Here is a 22747-nt window from a genome sequence, read left to right as displayed (position 1 = left end):
CGGCAAAAGGAGGTTGCAATGAGCCGCTACACCATCACTGTCACTGGCACCGTCACCGGACAGGGCCGCTCGGACCCAGACGCTGTCATCGGCTACGACCCGCCACTTCGAACCTACTTCCTTCAAGCGTTCCCGCACGAAGAAACCGACGAGCCCGGTCTTTGGCTCGGCACCCACGATCGCGCTTTCGAAACGCTTGAGGATCTTCACCGCGCTGCCATCTCACACGGCTACGACTTCATGCCGCTGTCGCCCAAACTGGCCGCAAAGCTGGCCGACGACAAAGCGGCAGCCAGCGGGCGTCCGGTGCAAAACGCAATCCTCGGCCAGGTGCTGAAACACCTCAACCAACCCAAGTAGGCAACACGTCTCAGGGCCCGCGACGGAGTGTTCCGTCGCGGGCCCTTTTTTTGCGCGTCGCAAAAGAGCCACGAACATCACCCGCTACAGCAAGAGACAGCGACTCCAAACCGCCGATTATTCCTTCGGCAGTTTGTGCTTATAAATGCGGATATAGTCCTGGACAGCCTTTCGCAGCAGTTCGGTCATGCTGTGCCCGTTGCTGATCGCCAGCAACTTGAACTGCCGCTGCTCCGCAGCCGTCAGGTAGTAGCCGCAGCGGATCATCTCCTCCTCGCGAATCTTCTTTCCGGCGATGGGGTCCTTTTTCTGACCCTGCCGCAGCAGCTGGCGGAAATCGGGCCCGACTGCCGGGGGCGGCTTTGTCGGTACCTGCATCTGTGGCGCAGCTTGCTCCTTGTACCCTGACGGCTCGGCCTTCGGTGGGATGAACATGCTGGGCAGCGCCGGCGGCTGCGTGGAGATCGCCTTCATCATGCGGGCTTTCTTGTCGTCACCGGGTTTCGGTGCGGTTTCTTCGCTCATGCCGCGTTCCTTGTGGCTTCGATGAAGGTTTGCAGAAGGTCGTCAAAGACCCCTTCACTCTCGGCAATCGCCTTCGCATCGGGCACATCGGGGCTGTAAAGGGTCTGCCCGGTCTGGAGGTCACGGTAGGCAACGCGATTGTGCAGGACGTGTTCTGCAATCGGCGTGCCGTTGGCCTGGATGATGGCGCGCAGTTCGGTCAGGGCTCGCGCCCTGCCATCGATGATGGTCTGCTTGGTCAGCACGAATATCGCAGGCAGCGGTCTCCCCCGGCTCTCGACCGCCAGCGGGATGTAGTGGTCGGTGATCTGGATGGCGGCGGTCACATCGTCGAGGGCAAAATAGACCGGCACGACGACGATATCGGCGGCGAAGAGCCCGGCCATGAGGTTATCGTTTGTGGTGCCTTCCGTATCGATCAAGACGACCGAGCGTTCACCGTTGTGAGTGGCTGCCGCGCGAAGGATTTCCTGCGGGGTCATCGCGCTCACCATCTGGAGCCTGTCAGGACGATTGCCAGCTTCGCCCAGCATCTGGAACCAGCGGTTCATGTTCTGCCGCCGGTCGCCGTCGATGAGAGTGACCGAATAGCCCCTATGCAGCGCGACGGATGCGAGGGCACGCAGCATCGTCGATTTGCCAGTGCCGCCCTTGGGGATCGCAGCGGAGATGATCATGGGGGCCTCCTTCCCGGCGTTGTCTCCTTGTCTCCATGTTAACATGGAGACAAGTCATCATGGACACATGAAACAAAATCACGGTCGAAACATCATGACATAGTCGACGGGGAAGCCTGGTTTGGCAACCCAGGCGCGCACAGATAAGGGCTCGCTAAAGATGCAGTTTTTGCGCAGCTGCTTTCGTCAGAAAAGAAGGTCCGGTGGCCCATCGACTGCGCATTTCCGACTAAGCTTTGCCGGCTGCGCATAGGGCCCGTTGTATCCATGTTAACATGGATACAAGTCGCCAACGCATCATAGACACATCGCATCAAATCACGATGGGAACATTTCGCCCGCGCTGCTGCCGCTGACAACTGGGCTGGTGAGAGGCTGGTGAGAAGACGCGCCCCTTTCCTCCCTTTCTATTGGCAGGATAGCCTATTTTGTGATACACACAAAATAGGCGGCGCGGCCCTGGCGGGCCTTAGCGCCCGCAAGCGGGCTTGAGAGATGGATGCAGACGCCCAGAAAGCAGCGGTGAAGAGCGCGTCACGACGCTACGGCGAGGTGACGCACATCCGATTTTCGGCTGACGAGCTGGCCAACCTCAAAGCCATTGCGGCGCGGGACGGCGTTACCGTCAGCGAGGTCGTCCGGCGTCTCGTGCGGGCAGAGGTCGGGCATCTACCTATCGCGTCAGAGGCGTTGGGGCCGGCGATCTTGGACATGACCGATCAGCTGCGGCGTGTCGCCATCAATTTCAATCAGGCCGTGCGCGCCATGAACGACGGCCGTGTTGCCCACGATGAGGATCTTGAGCAGGCGCTGATCGCGGTGGGCGACCTTGTGCGGCAGTTTCGCGATGAACTGAAAACGATGACCGTCGAGTCTCGCAAGGCGAGGGAGGCCAGGCCATGAGCGGTCGTCTTGCTGGCTACGCGGCCGAAATCGAACGCTACCTTCGAGGCGGGTCCGGCGTGAAGCGCGAGGACCTGGACGACGACAAGTCCGCGACGAGCGCCCGACGCGAGGCCGGTGAATTTCAGCCGATGAAGAGTTATGAGCGGACCGGTGGCGGTGGACGCCTCGGGCAAGGACAAGCCGGCTCGACGCAAGGTGGGCGCAGGAACGCCCCTCGTTCGTCGCCGGGAGGGACAGGAGGAGGCTCCGTCTCCAGCGGTGCTGCGAAATCCGCGACGGCTGCTGCGACCTCTAGCGCGCCGATCATGGTCTATGGCGCCACGCTCGCCGGTTTCCGGCCGGAAGAGGAGGAGGAAGACTGGAAGCGGCGCGGCGGCGGCGGCGGCCGTGGTGCTGGTCGCCCGAGCGGTACAGGCCGAGCGGCGCGGGTCGCCTATCAGGCGCGGGCCGTGGCGGCACGGGCAGGCTATGCGGCGGGCGCGCAGCCTGCTGTGTTCAAGGTCATGCCGAATCCGCCATCGACCAAGGAAGCAGCCGCTCGGCTGCTCAATTACATTGGAAAGCGCGAGGACGAAAAAGGCGAGAAACACGACATCGAGATTTTTGACGAGGACGGGCAGGTCCTCGCGACAGGCGGCGCACGAAAGACGTTCCTGGAAAAGTTTTGCGAGACGTTCGAACCGCCCTTGGAAAACACCAATTTCTTGGAGGTTCGGTTCGAGCTCGCCGGCGAGGTCACCGATGCCGCCTTGAGCGAGGCCTTGAACAAGGCCTTCGGCGGAAAAGCGTTCATCTATGCACAGGATGGTCAGGCGGTGCAGGTTTACGCGCACACCGATGAGCGGGCAGGACCGCTCGCCAAGGCGCTTGCCGGTGGTCGGGAGAATTCGCGCAGTAAGGCTCTCGACAAGATCGAGGCGCGGTTGTTCGAGGCCATGGGCGCGGCGGGGGTGGTCGCCAAGGCAGAGGTAACGGCGGCCGTGAGCCGCGAACCCAAGGCGAAATACTTTTTGCAAAAGTTCATCCGTACAAACAAAGACGTCCGCACTGCGAACGACGAGCCAATTCGGGGCGCGAGGAACCCCGCCAAGGCGGCGGCTTCGGTCTATGAACAATGGCGCCCGCAGTTTTCGGGACGTGAGCGCCGCAATGCCTATCACCTGCTTTTCTCCGCAAAGGCCGGCACCGATGCCAACGCCGTCATGGCCGCGGCGCGCGCCGTGATGGACGAGCGAGCGCCAGGATACAAGTTCGTCCTGGCGCATCACAAGGACACCAAGCACGTCCATATCCATGCGATGGTGCAGGCGCGGTCAGCCGACGGTGAGCGCCTGAAATTCTACAAGCCAGATCTCGCAGCCTGGCGCGAGACCTTTGCGGAAAAAGCACGCGAGAACGGCATCGCGATGGTGGCGACGCGGCGCATGGATCATGCGACGACGCGGCCATTCACGAAGGAGCATGCCGGAGCATACAGCCGGGCCCAGAGCGATCCGCGCTACCAGGTCAGCGCGAAAACGATCGAGCGGGTGGAGGCCAAGCGGCAACGCCTTTTGGATGGACAATCCCTTGTCGTTAACGGCGATGCAATCGCTGCCGCATGGCAAAAGACTGTGACGACGATGCGGACCGCGGGCATAGTCGGTCAGGCTCTCACGGCAGCGGAGTCGATCGGCAACAATTTTCTGCAGTTCCGTCGCGATCGGACAGGGGAGGGGCAACCAGGTCCTGCCGCGGGTCGCGGAGCTGATCAATCGGGGCAGAAGTCTTTCCTGTCCCATCCCGGTATGAGAGAATTGAATGCACTGATAGGAGATTTGAACATGGCGCAAACCCCATTGGAAATGCGGCGTCAGATGGCCCGCGTCAATCAGGCTCTCGACAATATGCGCGAGACGCTGCCGCCGGCGCATCAAGGACAGTTCGAACAGTATCGTGAAGAGGTCAACGACAAGATGCACGACCGTCTCGCGCGGCTGCAATTCGAGCGGCAGCAACAGCGTCGTGGTGGTGGCAGTGGCGAGCCGATCCCCGAGCGCGAGGCGCGAGGGCGAGCCCTTCCAACTCGGGACGATCCCAGCCAGCCGGAGCAGCCGAGCACCGGCACCGAACAGGAGATGAGAGCCAAGCAGAAGGATGCCAAAAAGCAGAAGGCTCAGCAGGCGGAAGAGCAGGACCGCAAGACACAGCGCTCGAACGATAACGATTACGAGCGCTAAACAAAGATCGCCGGCCCTTTAAGGCGCGGGAGAGCGCAGGGACAAAGTCGCCGAGGCTCGTTCGTGCCTCCGAGGTCCAGGATCGATAGCCACGCATCTCATTGCGGGGCAGTCAGATGCTGGTCCCGTTTCAAGCGTGCCGAAGCATTTGTCTCTCAAGGTCACCCGTTGGGAAATCCAGCACCTGTGCTTTGTCGGGACAAGATAGCTGCTATTCGGATTTGGCCGCTGCAGCCGCGAGCATCGCCTGTCCCAACTCATCAGCGCCTTGCGCAATCAGCGTCTCCCCGGCGTTCTGGATGTCGCGCAGCTCCTTGTTCTGACTGAGTTTGAATTTTCCAACCAGGCTGGTGATCTCGATCTCCAAGGCCACGATCGCTTTTGTCATCGTGTCTATGAAATCCTTCGGTGCGTCGCCCATCTTCCACGGGGCTGGCTGGTTGGCCTCCTGCATGTGAGTAAGCTTCGCGACGTTGCGGCGCACATAGCGCTCATCATCACGAACAGTGATGCGACCATGGGCGTGGGCCACGAGATAGTTCCAGGTCGGCACCTGCTTATGGAATTCGTGCTTGCTGGGATACCAGTTCGGCGAGATGTAAGCGTCGACCGCTCGGAAGACGACGAGGACTTCGTCGCCATTGGCGACTTCCTCCCAGACAGGATTTTTGCGAGCGACATGGCAATTGAGGACGCCCTTGTCGCCCTTTGAGCGATCCAGCTCGAAGGGGATATGGTTCGCGTCGAGGGAGCCATTGCTGTGGGTGATCAGAATACCAAACGGGTGTTTTTCGATAAGATCGAAGAGGGCGTTCTGATCGGGTACGGCGAAATGCGGAGGAACGTACAAGGGGGAATCTCCTATTGAAGGGCAGTTGTCAGTGGTCAGCGAGGTCTTGGAGCAACAGCCAGGGGGACGTCGCTGCCGGCGGAGAGGATGTCGGAACCCGCTGTCCGCCGCGCTCGAGAACGGCCATCGAGAAGTGGGCGGGCACGTCGGATGCCGCAGCATAAGAGTGGGGTTGATCGGTAACGAGGCGCGCACTCTCGCCTGCATCTAGAATGATCTCGTGGCTCCCCACCCTGACCTTGAGCGAGCCTTGGGTAACCGAGAGCAGTTCGCGGGTATCGGGACTGTGCGCATCGGCGGCAAATACATCACCCGGCATGAGCATCCAGCTCCAAAGTTCGAACATCGTGCGTCCCGAGGTCGATGTGTGAAGTTTTGCGTGGCTGCCTTTGGCGCTCGTCCAAAGCGTCCTGGAAATACTCCGTTCGATCGGGTGGTCGGGTGCTGTGGAAGGTGCGTCGTTCAGCAGATCGGCAACGGAGAGCGAGAACGCCGCCGCCAGACGGCAAAGGATGCCGATACTCGGGTTTGCCTTACCCTGTTCAAGCGCTACAACCGTCCCTTTCGACAGGCCGGTCAATTTGGCCAATCGATCGAGGGTCAGGTTTTGGTCGCGTCTCAGATTCTGGATCCGGGTAGCGATCGCCTGGCCAAGCTCGTGCTCGGTCTCCAAAGGTGTGGTGGTCTCGGTCATTATATTGACTTGGGTTTTCTCATCGCTTACGGTCAATATAATGACCGGCGCAAAATTGCAACCGCGCCTTAAAAAAGGAATTGGCCAGTGCGCTTTGAAACGAAGGCAATCCATAGCGGTCGAGCTGTCGATCCATCCAGCGGCGCAGTTTCATTACCGCTTCATACCAGCACGACCTTCGAGCGCGGTGCCGACGGCTCGTTTCCTTTTGGGTTCGAGTACATTCGCGATGCAAATCCGACGCGCAATGCATTCGAGAAGGCGATGGCCGCGCTCGAGGGAGGACATGAAGGAATAGCCTTTGCGTCGGGCATGGCTGCAATCGCTGCGGTCTTTGAAAGCCATCCCTCGACGGGACGGATCGTCCTTCCCGACGATATGTATTTTGGCATTCGCTCGTTGATTGACGAAACCGATATCGGGTCTCGCTTCGACTTCGCCGCCGTCGATATGCGCGATCTCGATGCGGTACGCCCCGCGGTCACCTCAAAGCCGACTGGCCTCGTCTGGGTCGAGACGCCGTCGAACCCGATGATCCGCGTTGTCGACATTTCGGCCATCTGCAAAATCGCGCATGACGCGGGTGCCTTGGCGGTGGTCGACAATACCTGGGCCACGCCTGTGCTGCAGCGGCCGCTTGAACTTGGGGCGGATGCGGTCATGCACTCGGCGACAAAGTACATTGGCGGCCACTCGGATCTGATGGCGGGCGTCGTTGTTGTCCCGCACGCGTCGCCACTCGGACGGCCGCTACGGATGGTCCAGAAACACAAGGGCAGCGTCGCAGCACCCTTCGACTGTTGGTTGGCGTTGCGGGGGCTGCAGACATTGCCGATACGCATGCGCACTCATTGCGAAGGCGCCTAGAAGGTTGCGGAGGCCTTGGCGTCCCATCCACGCGTCGAGAAAGTGCTCTTTCCTGGCTTGCAAGATGATCGGGGATACGATCTGGCTACGCGGCAAATGAGCGGTTACGGCGCGATGCTTTCCTTTATCGTCGAAGGTGGAGCCGATGCTGCGATGGCGGTGGCCGCCCGCCTCAAGCTTGTCGTGCGGGCGACAAGCCTTGGCGGGACGCACTCCCTGATCGAGCATCGCGCATCCGTTGAGGGTGCAAAGTCCAAAGCGCCGGGCGGATTGCTGCGAATGTCCGTGGGGCTCGAGCACCCTCAGGACATTATCGACGACCTGATGCAGGCTCTAGGCGCAAGCCTCAATGTGTAAAGCAAGACCAGATGGCCTTCGTCGGGCAAGGATCTGTGATGGGCCATAACCTAAGCCCTCTCTTACTCGTCTCTGCCGCCTACGTTATCGCAGCCGGCAGCCCGGGCCCGAGCACCATGCGGATCATGGGAACGGCGATGCATCAAGGCCGCCAGGCTGCCCTCGCTCTGGCCGCCGGCGTTGTCACCGGCTCGGTTTTCTGGGGCGTCATGGCCGCCACCGGCGGTTCCGCCCTTCTAGCCAGCTATGCCCAGGCTCTCGTCGTTCTGAAAATTCTAGGGGGCTGTTATCTGCTCTCTCTTGCGTTCAAGGCGGCGCGGGGAGCTTTGACACCCGACAAGCCCGACAGTGCCACCACTATGGCCAACCGGCCGGTGGCCGGCTTGTTTACATGCCGCTGGCGAGGCTCGTGGTCGGCGATCGCCGTAGATTCTCGGCTAATCGACTAGATCAGGCAAAGCATCTTCGACGATGCTGAGATTTCGATCGAAAGTCTCGGTGTCGGCTGCGTTGGCGCGCAGAGACCGCACCTTGTTCAGGATGGCCGCAACCGCCGCTTCTTTGTCGGGCGCTATACGTGTTGTGACCGCTTTGGCCGCCAAAGCGGAAAAATCAACGGCGGCATAGGCTGGCACAGCTGCAGCGTCTGTCGCTTTCAGTCGTTCTTTTGCTATTGCGCGCCGGCCTGGAGTCGGTGCTATGCGGCCTGCTTTTGCGGCAAATGTCGCGCCGCGTCGCAGGCGGGCTTGCAGGAGACCGGAGCGGTACGCCGGTGCTGTCGGCACAATCGTCGGGACAACAGGAGATGGAACCGCCGCGGAAGCGTCCAATGCAGGGCTTTTCGTGCGCGAAGCGTCGTTAGAGGCGGGCAGGGGCAGGAACGCGCGTTTGGCGAGCTGGCCGTCGGCGAAATAGAAATTGCGGGTACCGAGGATCGGCAGTTCACCGCGCGGCAATATGATGACCTTGTTCTTGTCGAGCGTACGGATTTCATCTGGCCGCATCAGCGGCCGCCGTACTTCCTTGCGGTGTTCCGAGCGCGTGTAATAGGTGTCGAACAATGTTGCCTTGGTGCGCGTCACGTCCTTTTGCACGTCCGACGTTTCGCCGAGCTGCTCGGAAACATAGCGCAGATCGTCCGCGTCCTGCGCACCGAAAAAGATCTGCACGCGAGCGGCGTTGATGAGCGTCTTGCGTCCTTCCTGGCGATAGATCTCGTCTACGGCCTTCAGCGACTGCACGAAAAACCACATGGAAACGCCGTTGCCGCCGAGCACGCTCGCCATTTCGGTCACGTTTTCGAGCTTGCCGAGGTTCTGGAACTCGTCGAGCAGCACAAGCACCGGATGCTCGTCCGCACGCGGGATAGTTTCCGACATGAAGTTCATCATCTGCGTGATCAGGACGTTGAACAACGGTCCAAGCGACGTGATCTGCTCGCGCCGTACGTCGAGATAAAGAGAGATCCGGTCGCGCTTCAGATTGCGAATATCGAACGTGCTGCGCGAGGTAGCTCGCATCAGGCGCTCGTTGAGAAAGGGGGCCATGCCGGTCCGCACGCCGGCGTAGATTCCGGAAAACTGCCGCTCAGACATTTCAAAATAGGGCAACAGGGTTTGCAGCGTAAAATGCGAACATTCGCGGCGGCGTTCCTCGCGCAGCGAGCCGATGAATTCGAGGAGCGGCTGCTCGGCGCCGTTCATGATCTCGAGGATTGTGGCAAAGGTCTTCTTCTCATTCGGGATCGCATGCGATTCCATGACGAAGGACGCGATGCCGGTAAAAAGGAGGCGGGCATCGTTAACCCAGTAGGGATCCGCGTTCGAAGGGGGGCGCGGAAACAATGCCGCAGCGATGTTGCGAAGGTCGATGTCGCGCTGTGCTGAGTCCAGCGAGATGAAGTCCATCGGATTGTAGCATGCGGTATTTCCGTCCGGATCAGCCGGCGCGAAACGCACCACGCGGCTCATGGTCGAACGGTAACCAGCAGTCGCCGCATAGGTCTCGCCCCGCAGATCGAGAACCACCAGCGAATGCGGCCAGGTCAAGGCGTTCGGGATGATGAGAGACGTACCCTTACCGGAGCGCGGCGGCCCTATCACGAAGCCGCCGATATCATCGCCATCAATCCACAATTTCTTGCCACCAATCAGCTTGCGCTGCGTCAAGTGGATTTTGCCGGAGCGCTGATCGCGCCTGGGCGACAGAATTTCGGCGAGCTTGCCGCCAGCTCGACCGACGAAGACGCCGCCCACTTTCGTAAGGCCGGTTTTCGATATGTCGCTCATAGTCATGAAGCGAGAGTCATTGCGCTTTCTCGGACGCATGAGAAACAAGCTGACAAGTGGCAAGAGAAACCCAACAAATCCCGCCGCAATGGCGTATTGCACCCGGTCAAAATTTCTTGCAGTCACGTCAGCCCAGGCCAGACGAACAACCGGCAAGGGATTGGCGTTCAGCTGGTCAAACAGGACGTGGGAGCCAGTCCGGTACCAATCTGTCGCGACATAGGCGACCGTGAAGAGCAGGGCGCCCATGGCCATCGCCATGAGCACCATGAAAATTGCTGTTGCGACTTTCTGCATAGGTGTCCCCGTTAGATTGTCTCCGCCTTGGTGAACTTGATCTCGCTGATGCCGCGCCGGCCGCCTTCGGTACGGACCATCTGGACGACCACCGGAATGACCTCGCGCAGGTAGTCGAGGATTTCGCTGCGTGAGAGGCCCGAGCTGCCCTGCATGACCATGAGCGCCAGCCGCTCGTAGGCGGAGCGGGCGGAATTGGCATGAACGGTGGTGAGCGAACCAGGATGGCCGGTGTTGATCGCCTGGAGGAACGCGAAGGTTTCGGCGCCGCGTAACTCGCCCAACAACAAACGGTCGGGTCGCATGCGAAGCGAGGCTTCGAGAAGCTGTTGCGCGGAGACTTTGGCAAGGCCCTGGTCGCCCTTCGAGGCTATCAGCGTGACGTTGTTGGGAGCCGGCAGCCTCAGTTCGCGGGTGTCTTCGATCGTGATGATCCGTTCATGAGGCGGGATCTCCTTCAGGAGTGCATTCAAGAACGTCGTCTTGCCGGTCGACGTGCCGCCTGAAACGACGATCGAGACGCGGTTGCGCACTGCATACTGCAGGAACTCCATCGGCGACGTGTCCTGCAACATCTCGACAAGTCGCTTTTCTTCGGTTGAAAGCGCCAAGCCGGCGCCCATCGCCGTGTTCTCGAAGGCGCCGAGATCCTTGTAGGCATCAAGGCTCATATCCATGATGACCTGCTTGCGGATAGAGATAGCCCCGCCTTCGGGAGCCGCGGGCGGCAAGATGCATTGGATGCGCTCACCTGAGGGTAGGGCAGCCGACAGGACCGGCTTTTCTTCGTTGATGACCTGATTTGTCGCCGAGGCGACACCCGTCGAGATATGCCTAATCCAGCCGGGCGTGACCTCGCGCTTGACGACGTGCTCCATTTCCTTGGCGCCGAGGCGTTCGATGAACAATTCACCTGGCCTGTTGATCGCAATCTCGGAAACCGAGTCTTCGTTCAAATAGGACCATACTGGCTCCAGATGCGCGCGCAGGACCGGGGCTCTTGCCCAAGGGTCGGGGAGAGGATGCAGGGCGTTCATTTCACCGGGCTCCCATAGCCGGAATAAAAATGATCCTTTGGCGTCGCGTAAAGAGGCGTCGGATCGATCGCGGCCTTCGGCCGCCCACCAGCCTTCATTCGTGCAACTTCTTCCTGAACGGGATCGGCGTACAGATCCGAGAAATCGAGATCTCGCCGCACCAGCACGACGACCGATGTGCCCTGGTCCACATAGACTGTCGGGCCAATGTTCTGGGTGTCGCGAAACGCCTCTTGCGCGAGTTGCTGCAGGGCGGTCGATGACTTATCGAACGCGATGCCGCGGGCGTCGCGCTGCGAGCCATTGCCACCATAAGTTACGGTCGTCGTCTCACCGGTTACGGGATCGACCGTCGACACCTGGCGCTGTTGTCCATCCTGGCTGCTGTCGCCGAGCGAGGACAGATATTCAGAGACGCCGCCAACGACCGAAAGCATGATGGCGTTGCCGTACCGTTCAACCCAATGCGTATCGACACGGCCGCCCATGCCGCCGCGGCCGAGTGCATCTGCACCGGGCGACTTGATATCGACGGAAATGCCGTCCGAGCGAATGACCCTGTTCCAGACGATGAACACACGCTTTTGACCGCGCGCGAGCCCCGAGCGGTATTCTCCGGTCAAGCGCGAGCCTTTTGGAATGAGGACCCGCCTGCCGTCCAGCGAAAAGACATCCTCACGCACGACAGCGCGCACTGCGCCGGGAAGGTCGGTGTTAACAGCGGTTTCCAAATAGCCGCGAAGGATCGTTCCTTCAGGGATCAACGCGTCGGTACGCCGGAAGACCCTGGCCTTGACGATGCCGGAAGAACTTGCCTCGGACTGCGCCAGGAACGCCTTGTTGGGATCACTGTCGGCGCCGGGGACCGGGACGATCTGACCGTCGGGCGCGATTTCGACCTGTGCCGCCTGAGCGCCGGCATTCGTCGATCCGGTTTCGTCGTTCGTCACCATCTGGTTCGAGCGCAGGCGTTCCCACACGGCCTTTTCGTGCTCCGCCGCCTCAGCCTTGCGGCGAGCCTCGTCCTCAGCCGCGGCCTTGCGGCGGGCTTCTTCCGCCTCGGCCTTGCGGCGAGCTTCCTCGGCCGCCATTTGTGCCTCCAGCGCGCGCCGCTGCGCATCGAGATCCGCACCCTCCTGCACGGTCTGATCGACATTATCGGCTTGCTGCGTGCCACTCTGGTCGGCGGCCGGTGGCGGCACAACAATCTGGTCGATCGTGCCGTCGGCCGGTTGAGGCGGCTCGTTCAACGCCGGCGGGCGAAACTCCGGCGGGTTGAAGTTTTCCTGGCCATCGCTGCGAAGATCGCGCGATACCGGCTCCCGAGGCCAGTTCAGCCATATCAGCGCGCCCACCAGCACCACGCCGAGGCCGACCAGGGCGATCCTGGTTCCCACGCCCGCACCGCGGCGCGCGACCGTCGGGCTGCCGTCCAGTTGGTTATAGTCGATCTGCGTCATTCCCGCCCCCCGCTGGACCCGAACAAGGTGGAACCGCCTGTCAGTTTCGTTGGACCGTAGACCTGCTCGACTGGATCGATAGCGTTGGGTCGAGCGCGGTTGTAGAGGCAGAGCGTCTTGCCATCGGCTCGCAAGGTGAATTGCCGTGCCACCTTGTCGATGACGGTGTATTTGCCCTGCGTGCCAACGTTGACCAGCGACTCATGGCGCTTGTCGTCGACCACGAAAATCGCCGGAATGTCACCCTTGAACTCCAGAAACACCTTGGTGCCGTCGTCGAACACGGTGCGCGGCTTCAAGCTGTCGTCGCCTTTGTAGGCATAGTCGTAGTTGAGATCGGCATAGTTCAGGTCCTTCAAATCCGGATCGGCGGCGCTCTCCTTGGCCTGCGAGAGCAGGCGCGCGTTGATATCCTCGTCCGGGTATTTGAACCGGACCTGGAAGGATGCCCGGTCGCGATCATTGTCAGTCCCCTGCAGTAGCAACGAGTAGACACGACGGTTGGTGACAACGTTGACATTGGTCCACGCATCGCGCTCCAGCGGCTTGACGAACAAGAATCTGGATCCACGTTTGGGAATGATCGACCACCCCTTCGTGTCGCCGGCGGAGACAGTTTCGATGACTTCGGTCGGACTGAGTTCGACCATGGTTGAAATACCGAGAGCGGCGCGCACCGTGGTCACGTCGTCGTTGTTGAAGGTGACATATCGGATGCGGCTATCGCGTGCGGCGGCGCCGTGGATCGTCCCGAGCAGAAGGGCGGTCGCCAGGGCGAGTCTCACGCGCCATCTCATTGCAGGCTCCCCGCGGCCGGCGCCGATTCCTGGTCGCGGCGGTAATCCGTGACCTGAAATCCCAACGGGTTGTCGAAACGCCATTCGTTCTTGAGCGGCGTCGAGGTGTAACGGAATTTTATCACCGCCACCCAATTGTCGGCCGTGGACGAATTGTCCCGCCGCGTCGTCGTGGCAAAGCGCACCGAGGCCGTGTTGCGATTGAGCAGGGAAACCGACTTGATCTCGACCGCCACGGTGACATTGCGGCCATAGATCTTGTCGAGCGATTGCGGATTTGCTGGCGTGTAAAGCCACGTCAAATCCTTGGACGCCGCGTCGGTGGAGTAGAGCTGCGCCAGGTCGTAATTCTGTTTTAGTTCACGGGAATCGTATGTTTCGCGAGCACGAATATAGCGGACGAGATTTGCCGCCGTGACGGCTTCGTTCTGTGACAAGTCTCCAGGTTTGAGCGCGCGCATGATCTCGAGGTAGCCCGTCGATTTGTCGACCTCGACAACATACGGTTCGAACTGCCGGAGCGGCAGGATCAGCACGAGCGCCAACAGCGACAGCACCGCAACCAGCCCTGAAATGCCGCTGACGATCCAGGCCAATGTGCGCGATCGGCGCATTGACCTGTGCGTGTCGTCTTCCCAGGTCGCGCCCGCCCTGTAATAGCGTCTGTCGACAAGCTCGCGGCTGCTGCTAGCAGGTGTTTCCATTGAGATTGACACTTTAGTATTGCCTCGTTTACGCGACGGTCTCGATCCGATCGAGAGCCGCGGTCCGTGATAGTTCTTGTGTCCTAGGCCAGAGGCCTGGAGTTATCGCGCGCACCTTGCTGGATGGCGGACCGGGTTGCGGCATCGGCCCTTGCTGCTCGCGAAGATCGAAAACTATTTGTCGCGAGCTGCCGGGCGCCCCGAGCGGCGCGGCCTGCGGCCCATCGCGCGCCGGAGTAGCGCACGGCGTTTGTGCCGAAGTTTCTATAAGGGTTGTATGCGCCCACGGTGCTGAGATACCCGCCGCCATTCAGGATCGAAGCAATCGAGGGTATCTGCATGAGAACGTAGATGCCGATGATCGTCACCAGCACCAGGGGCAGCACCAGCGACATTTTGCTGTCCATGGTCGCTCCGCCTGATGTGGCGGTGTTCAGCGCCGCATTAACGAGCGAGAAGTAGAAACCGAGAAAGCCATAGATCAGGATTTGCTGGATCATGAGAAAGGTGGTGAGCGAAAGGAAGCCTTCGCTCATGCGCGAGGACCAGCGGTAAAGCCAAAGAATGATCCATATCGGCGCCAAGGCCAGCGTAATGAACAACATCAATTTGGCGGCGATGATCGCGGCAATGGCAAGCGCTGCGAAGATGATGGCCGACAGCAGGACGAGCAGCGACAAGAGCGCGCCAAAAATGTCGTAGAAGGATCCGCTATAGACCTGATTGGCGACGTCCTGCGCCCCTTGGTAGAGGTTGTCGATAAGTGCTGGAATTGCCGCCTGGTCGTTGAGCTGACTCCCAGTGGCTCTCGACACGGCGCCGACGATGACCTTGCCGACCTCATCTGGAATGCTTTGAACAAGCTGGTAGATCGTCGCGGAGAATGTGCCCCATCCAGTCAGCAGCAGATAGATAATGACGGCGCGACCGAGGCGATAGGCCGCCTCGAGCGGCGAGATCGACTCCCGCCCGCTCAGGATCGAATAGCCCCACCACACGATATAGAGGGTCAGCATGAGGGTGAAGACGTTGCCCATCGCATTGCCCAACTGCATATAGACGGTGCGGACGAAGTCCTCACCGATGTTGTCAATGCCACCCAGAATGCTTGCGGCGAGACCGTTCATGGATCCTCGTCAATGATGCTGGCGAACGGCGTTGAATTGACCGGTTTTAGCGCGCCGCATTCGTCGGTGCGGGCATACGCCAAAGGCCCGCACGGCGCTTTCCGTTCGCGATTTGCGCATCCAAACAGCACTGCGCCGAGCCCAATTACAGCGCATATGCGCAGCACTCGCCTCGACAAGCGCTAGCCTCCGCTCTTGCCAAATTCCGCGAACGGATTGACGTTGCGCGGCGTCATCATCTTCTGCACCTGGCTCTGACGAAGAAGGTCCCCCTTCAGCTTCTCATTCAGGGCAGCGACCGCGCCGTTCTGGACACCGATCAATTCGTTGACCGCGCGCGCGTTTTCCAGCTGCATTCGGGTATTCTGGTCCACCGATCCCTTCACGTCCTGCGACTGCCCGATCTGCCCACTCGCGGACTGGAGGGACTGTTGGCGCTGGGTGACGCCCTGCGAGGCCTGCGAAGTCAGCGCGCTTAGCAGCGAGGCCACGTTGACGCTGCCGCCATAGGCTGTGTTGACGGCGCTTGTCTCCTTGCCAGCAATCTGCTGGAGCTGCTTCACCAGCTGCAGCCCATTGATGACGGCGCCGGCGATTTTCTGGATTTCGGGCGAAAGGCCACCAAACGAAAGCGCACCGCCGTTCAGGATCGATCCGAACGAGGGAGCCTGGGCAATCGACATGTTGCCGCCAAGACCCATTTGTCCGATGCCGAGCGAACCATCACGACTGCCGCTGAGAGCCTGCAGGATCTCCTCGCTCTTTTTCAGGATATCCTTGTTCGAATCCATGATGGAGTTGGTGTTGTCCGCATTCTTGCGGGCGACATCGAGATTGGCGCCATCAATGACGGCAATCTGTGCGTGGGCCGTGCTTGCCCAAAGCGCCAGACTGGCAGCAATCGCGAATGTCTTCATGTCAGCCTCCTATTGCTGTAGAGAATTGATCACGCTGGCAGCGCCAGCAGGGTCTGTGGTGATGGTCATCGAGCTGCTGTCGGCCGAGCTTGCCGCCGCGTTCTCAAGTGCGCATGGTAGCCACCGGCCGCGATCGATCCTCAACCGCTCCAATTCCGCGGGATCACAAGAGAACGGGTTTGGAGAGCCGCTGTTCGGCTGTTGCACCAGCTTGGACGACTGCGATGCCTGAACATTCTGCAACGATAGAAGTTGGCCCAGCAACGTCGTAAAATCCCCCACCTGGGCGAGGTACTGGTTGGTGACATCGGCGTTGATCCCACGAGCCGACGAGTTCAGCTCCCACGCATCCTTGTATTCGGTAACCTGGCCAACGTTGCCCGCCAGCGCGTCGATTGCAGCATTGTTGGCGCCCATCTGCGATGAGCTTGCATCAAGGCCGCCAGCCGCCTTCCTCACCGTGCCCATGGCCGCTTCCTGAGCCGTGCCGCCGGCGCCGTCGGCCGTTACGATCGAGAATGGTGGCGGCGCGGCGGCGGGAGCCTTGCCGCTCGATACATAGTCGTTGAAGTAGCTGTTCCAGCGGCCGACGCCGCCGGCCCATTGGTTCTGCTCGCCTGCGTTCGATCCGTTGTAGAAGGAGGCGAGACAGCTGTAACTCGTCGCGCCGCATTGCTTCACGCCCATTCCGAGATATTTGACGCCGCCTTCGACATTCTGCTCGTTCACGTCGCGGTCGAGTCCCATGGACTTGCCAGTGCCCTTGGTCAGCTGCATCACGCCTTTGACGCCGGTGTGGCTCCCGGCGCATGTATCGAAGCGCGATTCCTGATAGGCAACGGACAGCGCCAGGCCTTCGGGCACGCCATATTTTTGCGCATAGTAGCGGATCATCTTCACGTTGCCCGCGTCGCGCTGCAACGCTTCGGCCGGGGATCGGCGAAACATCTGTGAGCGGTATTTGTTCGAATAGGTGCAGACGACGCTTTTCTTCTTGTCGGTTTCGTCCTTCTTGGCCTCATCCGACTTCGTGCTGTGCTGCTCGTCCTCTTGCCGCTTGTCGAGGTTCGGCCCGTCGATGACCGCGATCTGGGCGACAGCCACGGTCATGCTTTCCGCTGTCGCGAGAGCCACGGCCAGACAAAAGCTGCTAAGCCGCTTCGTCATGCTCGTCCTCCCATCCGCAGAAGTACGGCAACCACATCTGCGGCTCGTCGCCGAAGGTTTCCCGGAGCCGTGCGCATTCCTTGCTGTTGGCTTCGTTCGAGGACAAGACCTTGATAAGATCGGGCATCGCCGACAAATCGAGCTTCGCTACGATCGAGTCGCTGTCGTGCTTGACGAGGAAGGTGCGTGTTTCCTTCGCGGTTCGGCGCACGAACTCGAATTCCTTCGCTGTCAGCGAGAAGCGCTCCACGTAGGATTCTTTGCTCGCCTTGGGGTTGGGGAAGAAAATGTTGGTCTTCGTTTGCTCGATCAGTGACGACGAGATGGAGGAGTTGACGACGTCTTCCGCTGTCTGCGTGCCAAAGCCGACCACGCCGTTGCGGCGACGAATGGTCTTCAGCGTCTCATTGATGAAAGCGGCGAAAACCTCGTCGTCCAGCAGCTTCCAGCCTTCATCGAGGAAAAGCATGATCGGCGAGCCGTCGATGACGTCCTCGAGACGATGGAAGATGTAGAGCAACGCCGCCGAGCGCAGCTTTCGGTCGCCCAGGATCTTCGTCATGTCGAACCCGACAACGGGTTTCGAGAAATCGACCAGATCGACGGGATTGTTGAAAAGCCAGCCCTTGTCCTTCGGGTCGAGCCAGGGTTGTATCCGCGCCGCCAGATCATTCATGCCAGGCATCAGCGAGCCCCGCAGCACTTCCGGCAGCAGGTCGAAGGTCCGCTGTTCGCGCGGTATCTTGTAGATCATGTCGACGGCCGCGTTGATGACGCGCATCTCGGCCACATCAAGCGCGCCGCCTTCCGGCGTCAGAATGTAGAGGAGTAAATCTTCCAGGAAAGAACGGTTTTCCGCCGTGTCATCAAGCTGCAATGGCGCGAACCCGGTCGGCTGAGAGGGTTCCATCACCTCGTAACGACCGCCGAGCGCCCGAACGAAGATCTCGGCGCCGCGCATGTAGTCGAAATAAACACATCGCGGCCGCGGCATGATGCGCATGGCCTGCGCCATCAGGAACGACAGCACCACGGTCTTGCCCGAGCCGGTCGGGCCGAACACCGTGAAGTGCCCGACATCGTGTACGTGGAAATTGAAATAGTAGGCTGTCTGGCTGGTCGTCTCGAGCAAGGCGATGGGCCGTTTCCAATGCAGCCGGTCACGTTGGCCGGACGGGAAATTGTGTCCGGAAAAAAGGCCGGCGAAATTCAGCGACGAGATCAACGCACGTCGCGCGATGTAGCTGAAATTTCCCGGCAACTGCGCCCAGAAGGCCAGTTCCGTGTTCAGTGTCTCGCGGACCGGCACGATCGACATGCGCGAAAGTTCGGCCGTGATGTCGGATAGCGCACGATTGAGACCAGTCATGTCCGGCGCCAATGCCATAACGCTCATGTGATGTTGTCCGAATACGACTTCGCCGCCAGCCAGCTTGTCGGCACCGTCGTGGACGGAGACCTCGACCGTCGTGCCCGCCTCGTCGGAACCCTCGACCTGGTTGGCGATAGTGTTGATCCTGCGCATCGCCGTGACACGGTCTTCGATCGCGAAACTCTGCGTCAGGACAAACTCATGCGGCAGTCGCAACAGACCGTCCAAAGAACCCGGCGCGGTGAACGGCGGATATTCCTTGATTGACACCATGGCGCCGAGCTTGGCTTGGTCCGGACCGCGAAGTTCCAGCGCCGACTTGCCGAAAAACAGCTGCCGCGTCGCCAGCGCATCGCCAAGGGACATGCGCGGCAAAGGCATTTCCACGTCGCCACCACCGGCGAGGATTTTCGCCAGAAATTCGGCGGGCTCGGAAAAGAAGCTGTCGCGGCGCTTCACGACACCGAGAAGACGTCCCCCATATGCGCTGAAATCCTTGACCATGCCGTCGAGGATGTCATGCAGTTCGGCTATTGCCTCTTCGCGGGTTTCTTCGCCAGCGGTGCTGATACGGAATGCATTGAGCGCCTTGTCCACCCAGCCGACCCGGCCGACCATCGGGCGCCGTATGACCGTCAGATACGCCTCGTTGACGAAAAGGTTTTTCAAGCCAAGCTCGTCCATGTAGCGGGCGTCGAGCTCGGCCACGAAAGGATTGTCAAAGTCGCCTTCGATTTCCGGGGTCACGTGACGGCGGATGATCGTTGTGTAGACCGCAAACCGAGAGGTCGAAAGATTGCGGAACGTGGTGTTGCGGTTGAACATTCGGCTGTTCAACTCGGCCTGGTCCATCGTCTGGAATGGCAAGCCGCTGAGCCGGATGGCGCCGACCAGAAAGCCGCTCTTCGTCACGATCAGATTGTCATCGACATGGCGAAGGTAGGGGATGTGCATCGCAGCCGGCTTTTCGCGGCGGCGCTCACGGCCAAATTTCAGGTCCGCGTCGAGGCTCATGGCGAATAGCTCCTCGCCCCCCAGAAAGTGAGGTTCGCCACGGCTCCGCGTTTGGAGACGCGCCGCTCGAAAATATGAAAGATGTAGGGATCGCGCTGGCACAGATAGGCACTGACCAGATGCACCACGCCGAACACGCCAAGACCCAGCATGAAGCTGCTCGTGGCGATAAAGCCGATCACCGCAAGGATGCCGTTCAGTGCAAAAACTTCATAGCGCACCCCCCATTTCATCGGGGGGCGTGTCAGGGGCAGGCTGACCGGCTCGACATAGACTTCCTCGTCGTCCATGGCTCAGCTGCCTCCCGCGGTGGCGCGAACCGCATCCACCAGCTGGGCAGCGCCGAAGATCAGAGCGATGCCAATGATGATGGAAAAAGCCATCATCCACGCCAGCCGGCCCGTCATGGCGAGGAAGCCGAGAAAACAGACCGCGATGATGGCGAATGAGCGCGCTATGTTGCCCTGCAGAACGCCGACGAACCACTCCAGCACGTTTTCGACTGGTGCCGCCGATTGGGCGTACGCAGTGGCCGGCGCGAGAGCTATTCCGACCGCCGAGGCCAAGCCCAGTTTCAGGGCAAATTTGCCCGCTTTCCTGTATTCCACCCTTGGCTCCTTTCAGTTGCTGAAATCCATGACGTGACCATCCTGCCAGGCGTCCTCGCTTGCTGGCGGAGCGGCCGCGAGCATTTCGGATTTGGCTAGGGCGGACTTCTTCACGACACCGCCGAACTTCCAGCGGTTGAGGATCTTCACGATGTATTCAGCCGTCTCCGGATTCACCGGAATGCCCTGCGCCTTGTAGACGCTGTTGGGCCCGGCGTTATAAGCCGCCAGCATCAGCAGCGGATCCTGGAACTCGTCATAAAGGGACTTCAGATAGCGCAGGCCAGCCCGAACAATCACCTGCGTATCGCAACGGTCGCTCACGCCGAGATCGGCCGCCGTGCCCGGCATCAACTGCATGATCCCAAGGGCTCCGGCCTTGGACGGACCCTGATTGGCGCCGAGATCGCTTTCAGCCCATGCGATCGCCTCGGCCAGATCGGCGTCGAAGCCTTCGTCCAGCGCGACTGAACGCACAAGTTCGACGACTTCAGTACGGTTTCCGGTCTTGCACGCCCCAGGCCTCTGCGCCCCGACTGAGGTAAGGGCTTGCGCCGGCGTTGCAAAGGCGACCGCGACGCGGTCTGATGCCAGATCCCGGCCGTGCGCTTCCAAGGGCATTGTAGCGGCACACAGGGTGAGCAGAAGAGCTGTTCGAGTGTTCATACTGTCGCCAAAATTTAACACTTTACTATGGCTACACGCAGCCCTAGTAAAGTGTCAACACCATATGCACCGCAGGGACGGATTTCGATGAAACAGATTGCCCTTTGCACGGCTTTGCTGCTCCAGGGCACCGCAGCTTATGCTGCCGGCGCCGACGCTCCAAATGCCTTCGCGCAGCCGTCGGAACACTACCTGCTCCAGTTTGCCAAGCCGGGCGAGAAGGTGTTCGTCTATGAGCGCTACGATGCCAAAGGCGCGCTCTTTCAGCGCGACGCGGCGACCCTCAGTTCGCCGGTTAAGGCGTCGTCGGCGACCGAGCGCGTCATCAACGGCGTGGCCTATCGACTGCGCGGCCTTGCCGCCTGCCCAAATCCAAAGATTACCTACAAGACGCAGGCGTGGGACTGCACGAAGGCCGCGCAGGACTATGAAGAAGGAATCTACAACCATCGTGCTTCTGTCGTGCTTTGCAAAACGCTTGTGCTGCAGAGCAGGAAGGGGGAACCCGACGCCGTGTCGTGTTTTTCTCTCGTGGGTGCGGGCAATACAAACGACCCGTACAACGTCGCCTACGACGATGACGAAATGGTTTTCTTCGGCATGGCCGCAATCGGACGCAACAAGGACGGCAAGTCGCTGCGCCCCGATCTGGAGCACTCCGCCGACCTCGGTGGACAGTTCCAGGAATGAAACAGGCGCGCTTTGCAGTGCTGGCCGCTTTTGGTTTGTGCGCATCGGCACAGGCCCAGGATGCATCCGAATCTGCTGCGCAAACGCCCTTCGCGGTATCGAAATCGGCTCAACTGCTGACTGGAGATACCTGGCGTGACGGCGACCATCTTTTCCGCCTCTATGGCGTGCAGTCATGTCTTCGCGGCACGTCGGCTGAACAGCCAAATGGGAACAAACTCGATTGCGGGAACATCTCGCTGGCGCATCTGGCAGCACTGTTCGATAGCGCGGCGGTGACATGCCAGCCAATCGGCTACGCCCTCGACAAGGCGGCCTTTGTCGTCTGCGGTGCGCAGCTGAATGGCGACACAATCGACGTCGGCACCGCGCTCATAGCGACCGGATACGCGTTTGCCGCAACGACAGCAAAGGGCAAAGCCGTCAATGAGAACTACCTCGTCGCGGAAATCAACGCTAAGATGAAACGTGCAGGTTTGTGGGGCACGACGTTTCAGCACCCTGTTCAGCTGCTGCTAAATAAGCGATCGGAGAGACAAGAATGAAGCACGACGATGAGGCGCACAAATATTACTATCCCGTGGAAGGACGCGGTGACGGCGCTATTGGCGGAGCCGCGGCGTTCTTGGCAATCATCTTGGTGCCTGCAGGGCTCTATGCGGCCTGGAATACCGTGGCCTCATGGATTTCAGCGCTCTTCTCCTAGGCCTGCAGTTTCGCGAAAGAACCGAGCAACGCGCGCATATCGTCGACGTCAATCTCGCACCAGTCGTTCCCCAACAACCGACAGAAATAAGCTGCCTTCATTTTCATCTCAACGACATCGGCCACCGGCGCAGCGGCCGCGCGCCGACGCGCGATAACCTCTTCCGCCATGACCGAATCCAATCGCCGGCCGGTCAGGGTCGCGTCCGGCCCTTCTGCCCCCATCCATCGCTTGCCGAGACGTTCAACCATGGCGACTGCCTGACGATGCGCCGCGATCAGATTCGGGACCCCGTCGGCCTCTTCCACCACTCCGTTGTTACAGACCACTTGAATGGGCATCGATTGGCTCCACGCTCATGACAATTCGTAATTGATACCTGGGGAGGCGAGAAAAATAGGGATGGCTTCATCCCTCTGCTTCTCAGACTCCCGAAGCCCTG

At 60.3% G+C, this 22747-nt stretch carries 23 protein-coding genes and 2 pseudogenes; 8 read left to right on the top strand and 17 right to left on the bottom strand.

Going from position 1 to position 22747, the window contains the following annotated elements; all coding sequences use genetic code 11:
- The first annotated feature begins 18 nt into the window (after positions 1-18).
- Entirely contained in the window at positions 19-360 is a 342-nt protein-coding gene (locus tag JG747_RS35215; RefSeq protein WP_199201348.1) for a hypothetical protein, read from the top strand.
- A gap of 117 nt (positions 361-477) precedes the next feature.
- Here JG747_RS35215 and JG747_RS35210 read toward each other — a convergent pair whose 3' ends face one another.
- Positions 478-885, bottom strand: coding sequence for a hypothetical protein (locus JG747_RS35210; RefSeq protein ID WP_199201347.1), 408 nt, complete (start codon positions 883-885; stop codon positions 478-480).
- Entirely contained in the window at positions 882-1562 is a 681-nt protein-coding gene (locus tag JG747_RS35205) for a ParA family protein (protein WP_199201346.1), read from the bottom strand. Before JG747_RS35205 ends, JG747_RS35210 begins: the two co-directional genes overlap by 4 nt.
- Before the next feature lie 495 nt (positions 1563-2057).
- Between JG747_RS35205 and JG747_RS35200 the strand changes: the two genes are divergently transcribed.
- A complete protein-coding gene (locus JG747_RS35200) occupies positions 2058-2465 on the top strand; it encodes a hypothetical protein (protein ID WP_199201345.1) in 408 nt (135 codons plus the stop codon).
- Positions 2462-4687, top strand: a complete 2226-nt coding sequence (locus tag JG747_RS35195; protein ID WP_199201344.1) for a relaxase/mobilization nuclease domain-containing protein — start codon at positions 2462-2464, stop codon at positions 4685-4687. The genes JG747_RS35200 and JG747_RS35195 overlap by 4 nt, the downstream gene beginning before the upstream one ends.
- Before the next feature lie 211 nt (positions 4688-4898).
- Here the strand turns inward: JG747_RS35195 and JG747_RS35190 are convergent, their stop codons facing one another.
- Both JG747_RS35190 and JG747_RS35185 read right to left on the bottom strand, forming a co-directional pair.
- A complete protein-coding gene (locus JG747_RS35190) occupies positions 4899-5537 on the bottom strand; it encodes an FMN-binding negative transcriptional regulator (protein ID WP_199201343.1) in 639 nt (212 codons plus the stop codon).
- A gap of 28 nt (positions 5538-5565) precedes the next feature.
- Positions 5566-6231, bottom strand: coding sequence for a helix-turn-helix domain-containing protein (locus tag JG747_RS35185; protein WP_199201342.1), 666 nt, complete (start codon positions 6229-6231; stop codon positions 5566-5568).
- Between the two features lie 87 nt (positions 6232-6318).
- Here JG747_RS35185 and JG747_RS35180 point away from each other — a divergent pair.
- Both JG747_RS35180 and JG747_RS35175 read left to right on the top strand, forming a co-directional pair.
- Positions 6319-7455 (top strand): annotated as a pseudogene (locus JG747_RS35180) (trans-sulfuration enzyme family protein).
- A gap of 38 nt (positions 7456-7493) precedes the next feature.
- A pseudogene (locus JG747_RS35175) lies at positions 7494-7796 on the top strand (LysE family translocator); the annotation flags it as partial.
- Between the two features lie 96 nt (positions 7797-7892).
- On the opposite strand, the gene JG747_RS35170 reads toward JG747_RS35175, so the two are convergent.
- From JG747_RS35170 to JG747_RS35115, 12 genes are all read right to left on the bottom strand, one after another.
- The gene (locus tag JG747_RS35170) at positions 7893-10040 is read right to left on the bottom strand and encodes a type IV secretory system conjugative DNA transfer family protein (RefSeq protein WP_199201340.1); all 2148 of its coding nucleotides are present in this window, start codon (positions 10038-10040) and stop codon (positions 7893-7895) included.
- 11 nt (positions 10041-10051) lie between these two features.
- A complete protein-coding gene (virB11, locus tag JG747_RS35165) occupies positions 10052-11077 on the bottom strand; it encodes a P-type DNA transfer ATPase VirB11 (protein ID WP_199201339.1) in 1026 nt (341 codons plus the stop codon).
- Complete coding sequence (gene virB10, locus JG747_RS35160; RefSeq protein ID WP_199201338.1) at positions 11074-12537, bottom strand: type IV secretion system protein VirB10; 1464 nt, start codon at positions 12535-12537, stop codon at positions 11074-11076. Before virB10 ends, virB11 begins: the two co-directional genes overlap by 4 nt.
- Entirely contained in the window at positions 12534-13322 is a 789-nt protein-coding gene (locus JG747_RS35155; protein ID WP_202362405.1) for a TrbG/VirB9 family P-type conjugative transfer protein, read from the bottom strand. Before JG747_RS35155 ends, virB10 begins: the two co-directional genes overlap by 4 nt.
- An 8-nt stretch (positions 13323-13330) precedes the next feature.
- Complete coding sequence (locus tag JG747_RS35150) at positions 13331-14038, bottom strand: virB8 family protein (RefSeq protein WP_199201336.1); 708 nt, start codon at positions 14036-14038, stop codon at positions 13331-13333.
- 83 nt (positions 14039-14121) lie between these two features.
- Positions 14122-15165, bottom strand: coding sequence for a type IV secretion system protein (locus JG747_RS35145; RefSeq protein WP_199201335.1), 1044 nt, complete (start codon positions 15163-15165; stop codon positions 14122-14124).
- Between the two features lie 182 nt (positions 15166-15347).
- Positions 15348-16082: a type IV secretion system protein gene (locus tag JG747_RS35140; RefSeq protein ID WP_057143243.1), complete on the bottom strand. Its 735-nt coding sequence runs from the start codon at positions 16080-16082 to the stop codon at positions 15348-15350.
- Positions 16083-16091: 9 nt separating this feature from the next.
- Entirely contained in the window at positions 16092-17249 is a 1158-nt protein-coding gene (locus tag JG747_RS35135) for a transglycosylase SLT domain-containing protein (protein WP_199201334.1), read from the bottom strand.
- Positions 17233-19635, bottom strand: coding sequence for a VirB4 family type IV secretion system protein (locus tag JG747_RS35130; RefSeq protein ID WP_199201333.1), 2403 nt, complete (start codon positions 19633-19635; stop codon positions 17233-17235). The genes JG747_RS35135 and JG747_RS35130 overlap by 17 nt, the downstream gene beginning before the upstream one ends.
- On the bottom strand, positions 19632-19925 hold the full coding sequence (locus JG747_RS35125; RefSeq protein ID WP_006339854.1) for a type IV secretion system protein VirB3: 294 nt from the start codon (positions 19923-19925) through the stop codon (positions 19632-19634). Before JG747_RS35125 ends, JG747_RS35130 begins: the two co-directional genes overlap by 4 nt.
- Positions 19926-19928: 3 nt before the next feature.
- Positions 19929-20243 (bottom strand): TrbC/VirB2 family protein, encoded by a 315-nt coding sequence (locus JG747_RS35120; protein ID WP_199201332.1) that lies wholly within the window; start codon positions 20241-20243, stop codon positions 19929-19931.
- 12 nt (positions 20244-20255) lie between these two features.
- The gene (locus tag JG747_RS35115; protein WP_202362404.1) at positions 20256-20909 is read right to left on the bottom strand and encodes a lytic transglycosylase domain-containing protein; all 654 of its coding nucleotides are present in this window, start codon (positions 20907-20909) and stop codon (positions 20256-20258) included.
- 87 nt (positions 20910-20996) lie between these two features.
- Between JG747_RS35115 and JG747_RS35110 the strand changes: the two genes are divergently transcribed.
- Genes JG747_RS35110 through JG747_RS35100 form a run of 3 tightly spaced genes read left to right on the top strand, consistent with a single transcriptional unit; the run spans position 20997 to position 22305 of the window.
- Positions 20997-21599 carry a hypothetical protein gene (locus tag JG747_RS35110; protein WP_095776129.1) on the top strand — a complete coding sequence of 201 codons (603 nt, stop codon included), beginning with the start codon at positions 20997-20999 and terminating at the stop codon, positions 21597-21599.
- The gene (locus JG747_RS35105) at positions 21596-22144 is read left to right on the top strand and encodes a thermonuclease family protein (protein WP_095776128.1); all 549 of its coding nucleotides are present in this window, start codon (positions 21596-21598) and stop codon (positions 22142-22144) included. Before JG747_RS35110 ends, JG747_RS35105 begins: the two co-directional genes overlap by 4 nt.
- Entirely contained in the window at positions 22141-22305 is a 165-nt protein-coding gene (locus tag JG747_RS35100; protein WP_164753924.1) for a hypothetical protein, read from the top strand. The genes JG747_RS35105 and JG747_RS35100 overlap by 4 nt, the downstream gene beginning before the upstream one ends.
- Here the strand turns inward: JG747_RS35100 and JG747_RS35095 are convergent.
- Positions 22302-22646 carry a hypothetical protein gene (locus tag JG747_RS35095; protein WP_127415129.1) on the bottom strand — a complete coding sequence of 115 codons (345 nt, stop codon included), beginning with the start codon at positions 22644-22646 and terminating at the stop codon, positions 22302-22304. The genes JG747_RS35100 and JG747_RS35095 overlap by 4 nt on opposite strands.
- Positions 22647-22747: the final 101 nt, after the last annotated feature.

Origin of the sequence: Mesorhizobium sp. 131-3-5 (assembly GCF_016756575.1) — a bacterium.
Classification (GTDB): Bacteria; Pseudomonadota; Alphaproteobacteria; order Rhizobiales; family Rhizobiaceae; genus Mesorhizobium; species Mesorhizobium jarvisii.
This window is presented reverse-complemented; position numbering and strand designations above follow the sequence as displayed.

Coding starts and splice junctions, on each gene's coding strand:
- JG747_RS35135 (WP_199201334.1), bottom strand. CDS start 17,249: ATGACGAAGCGGCTTAGCAGCTTTTGTCTGGCCGTGGCTCTCGCGACA.
- JG747_RS35095 (WP_127415129.1), bottom strand. CDS start 22,646: ATGCCCATTCAAGTGGTCTGTAACAACGGAGTGGTGGAAGAGGCCGAC.
- JG747_RS35125 (WP_006339854.1), bottom strand. CDS start 19,925: ATGGACGACGAGGAAGTCTATGTCGAGCCGGTCAGCCTGCCCCTGACA.
- JG747_RS35185 (WP_199201342.1), bottom strand. CDS start 6,231: ATGACCGAGACCACCACACCTTTGGAGACCGAGCACGAGCTTGGCCAG.
- JG747_RS35200 (WP_199201345.1), top strand. CDS start 2,058: ATGGATGCAGACGCCCAGAAAGCAGCGGTGAAGAGCGCGTCACGACGC.
- JG747_RS35130 (WP_199201333.1), bottom strand. CDS start 19,635: ATGAGCCTCGACGCGGACCTGAAATTTGGCCGTGAGCGCCGCCGCGAA.
- JG747_RS35205 (WP_199201346.1), bottom strand. CDS start 1,562: ATGATCATCTCCGCTGCGATCCCCAAGGGCGGCACTGGCAAATCGACG.
- JG747_RS35195 (WP_199201344.1), top strand. CDS start 2,462: ATGAGCGGTCGTCTTGCTGGCTACGCGGCCGAAATCGAACGCTACCTT.
- JG747_RS35170 (WP_199201340.1), bottom strand. CDS start 10,040: ATGCAGAAAGTCGCAACAGCAATTTTCATGGTGCTCATGGCGATGGCC.
- JG747_RS35140 (WP_057143243.1), bottom strand. CDS start 16,082: ATGAAGACATTCGCGATTGCTGCCAGTCTGGCGCTTTGGGCAAGCACG.
- JG747_RS35215 (WP_199201348.1), top strand. CDS start 19: ATGAGCCGCTACACCATCACTGTCACTGGCACCGTCACCGGACAGGGC.
- virB11 (WP_199201339.1), bottom strand. CDS start 11,077: ATGAACGCCCTGCATCCTCTCCCCGACCCTTGGGCAAGAGCCCCGGTC.
- JG747_RS35115 (WP_202362404.1), bottom strand. CDS start 20,909: ATGAACACTCGAACAGCTCTTCTGCTCACCCTGTGTGCCGCTACAATG.
- JG747_RS35145 (WP_199201335.1), bottom strand. CDS start 15,165: ATGAACGGTCTCGCCGCAAGCATTCTGGGTGGCATTGACAACATCGGT.
- JG747_RS35110 (WP_095776129.1), top strand. CDS start 20,997: ATGAAACAGATTGCCCTTTGCACGGCTTTGCTGCTCCAGGGCACCGCA.
- JG747_RS35105 (WP_095776128.1), top strand. CDS start 21,596: ATGAAACAGGCGCGCTTTGCAGTGCTGGCCGCTTTTGGTTTGTGCGCA.
- JG747_RS35150 (WP_199201336.1), bottom strand. CDS start 14,038: ATGGAAACACCTGCTAGCAGCAGCCGCGAGCTTGTCGACAGACGCTAT.
- virB10 (WP_199201338.1), bottom strand. CDS start 12,537: ATGACGCAGATCGACTATAACCAACTGGACGGCAGCCCGACGGTCGCG.
- JG747_RS35210 (WP_199201347.1), bottom strand. CDS start 885: ATGAGCGAAGAAACCGCACCGAAACCCGGTGACGACAAGAAAGCCCGC.
- JG747_RS35100 (WP_164753924.1), top strand. CDS start 22,141: ATGAAGCACGACGATGAGGCGCACAAATATTACTATCCCGTGGAAGGA.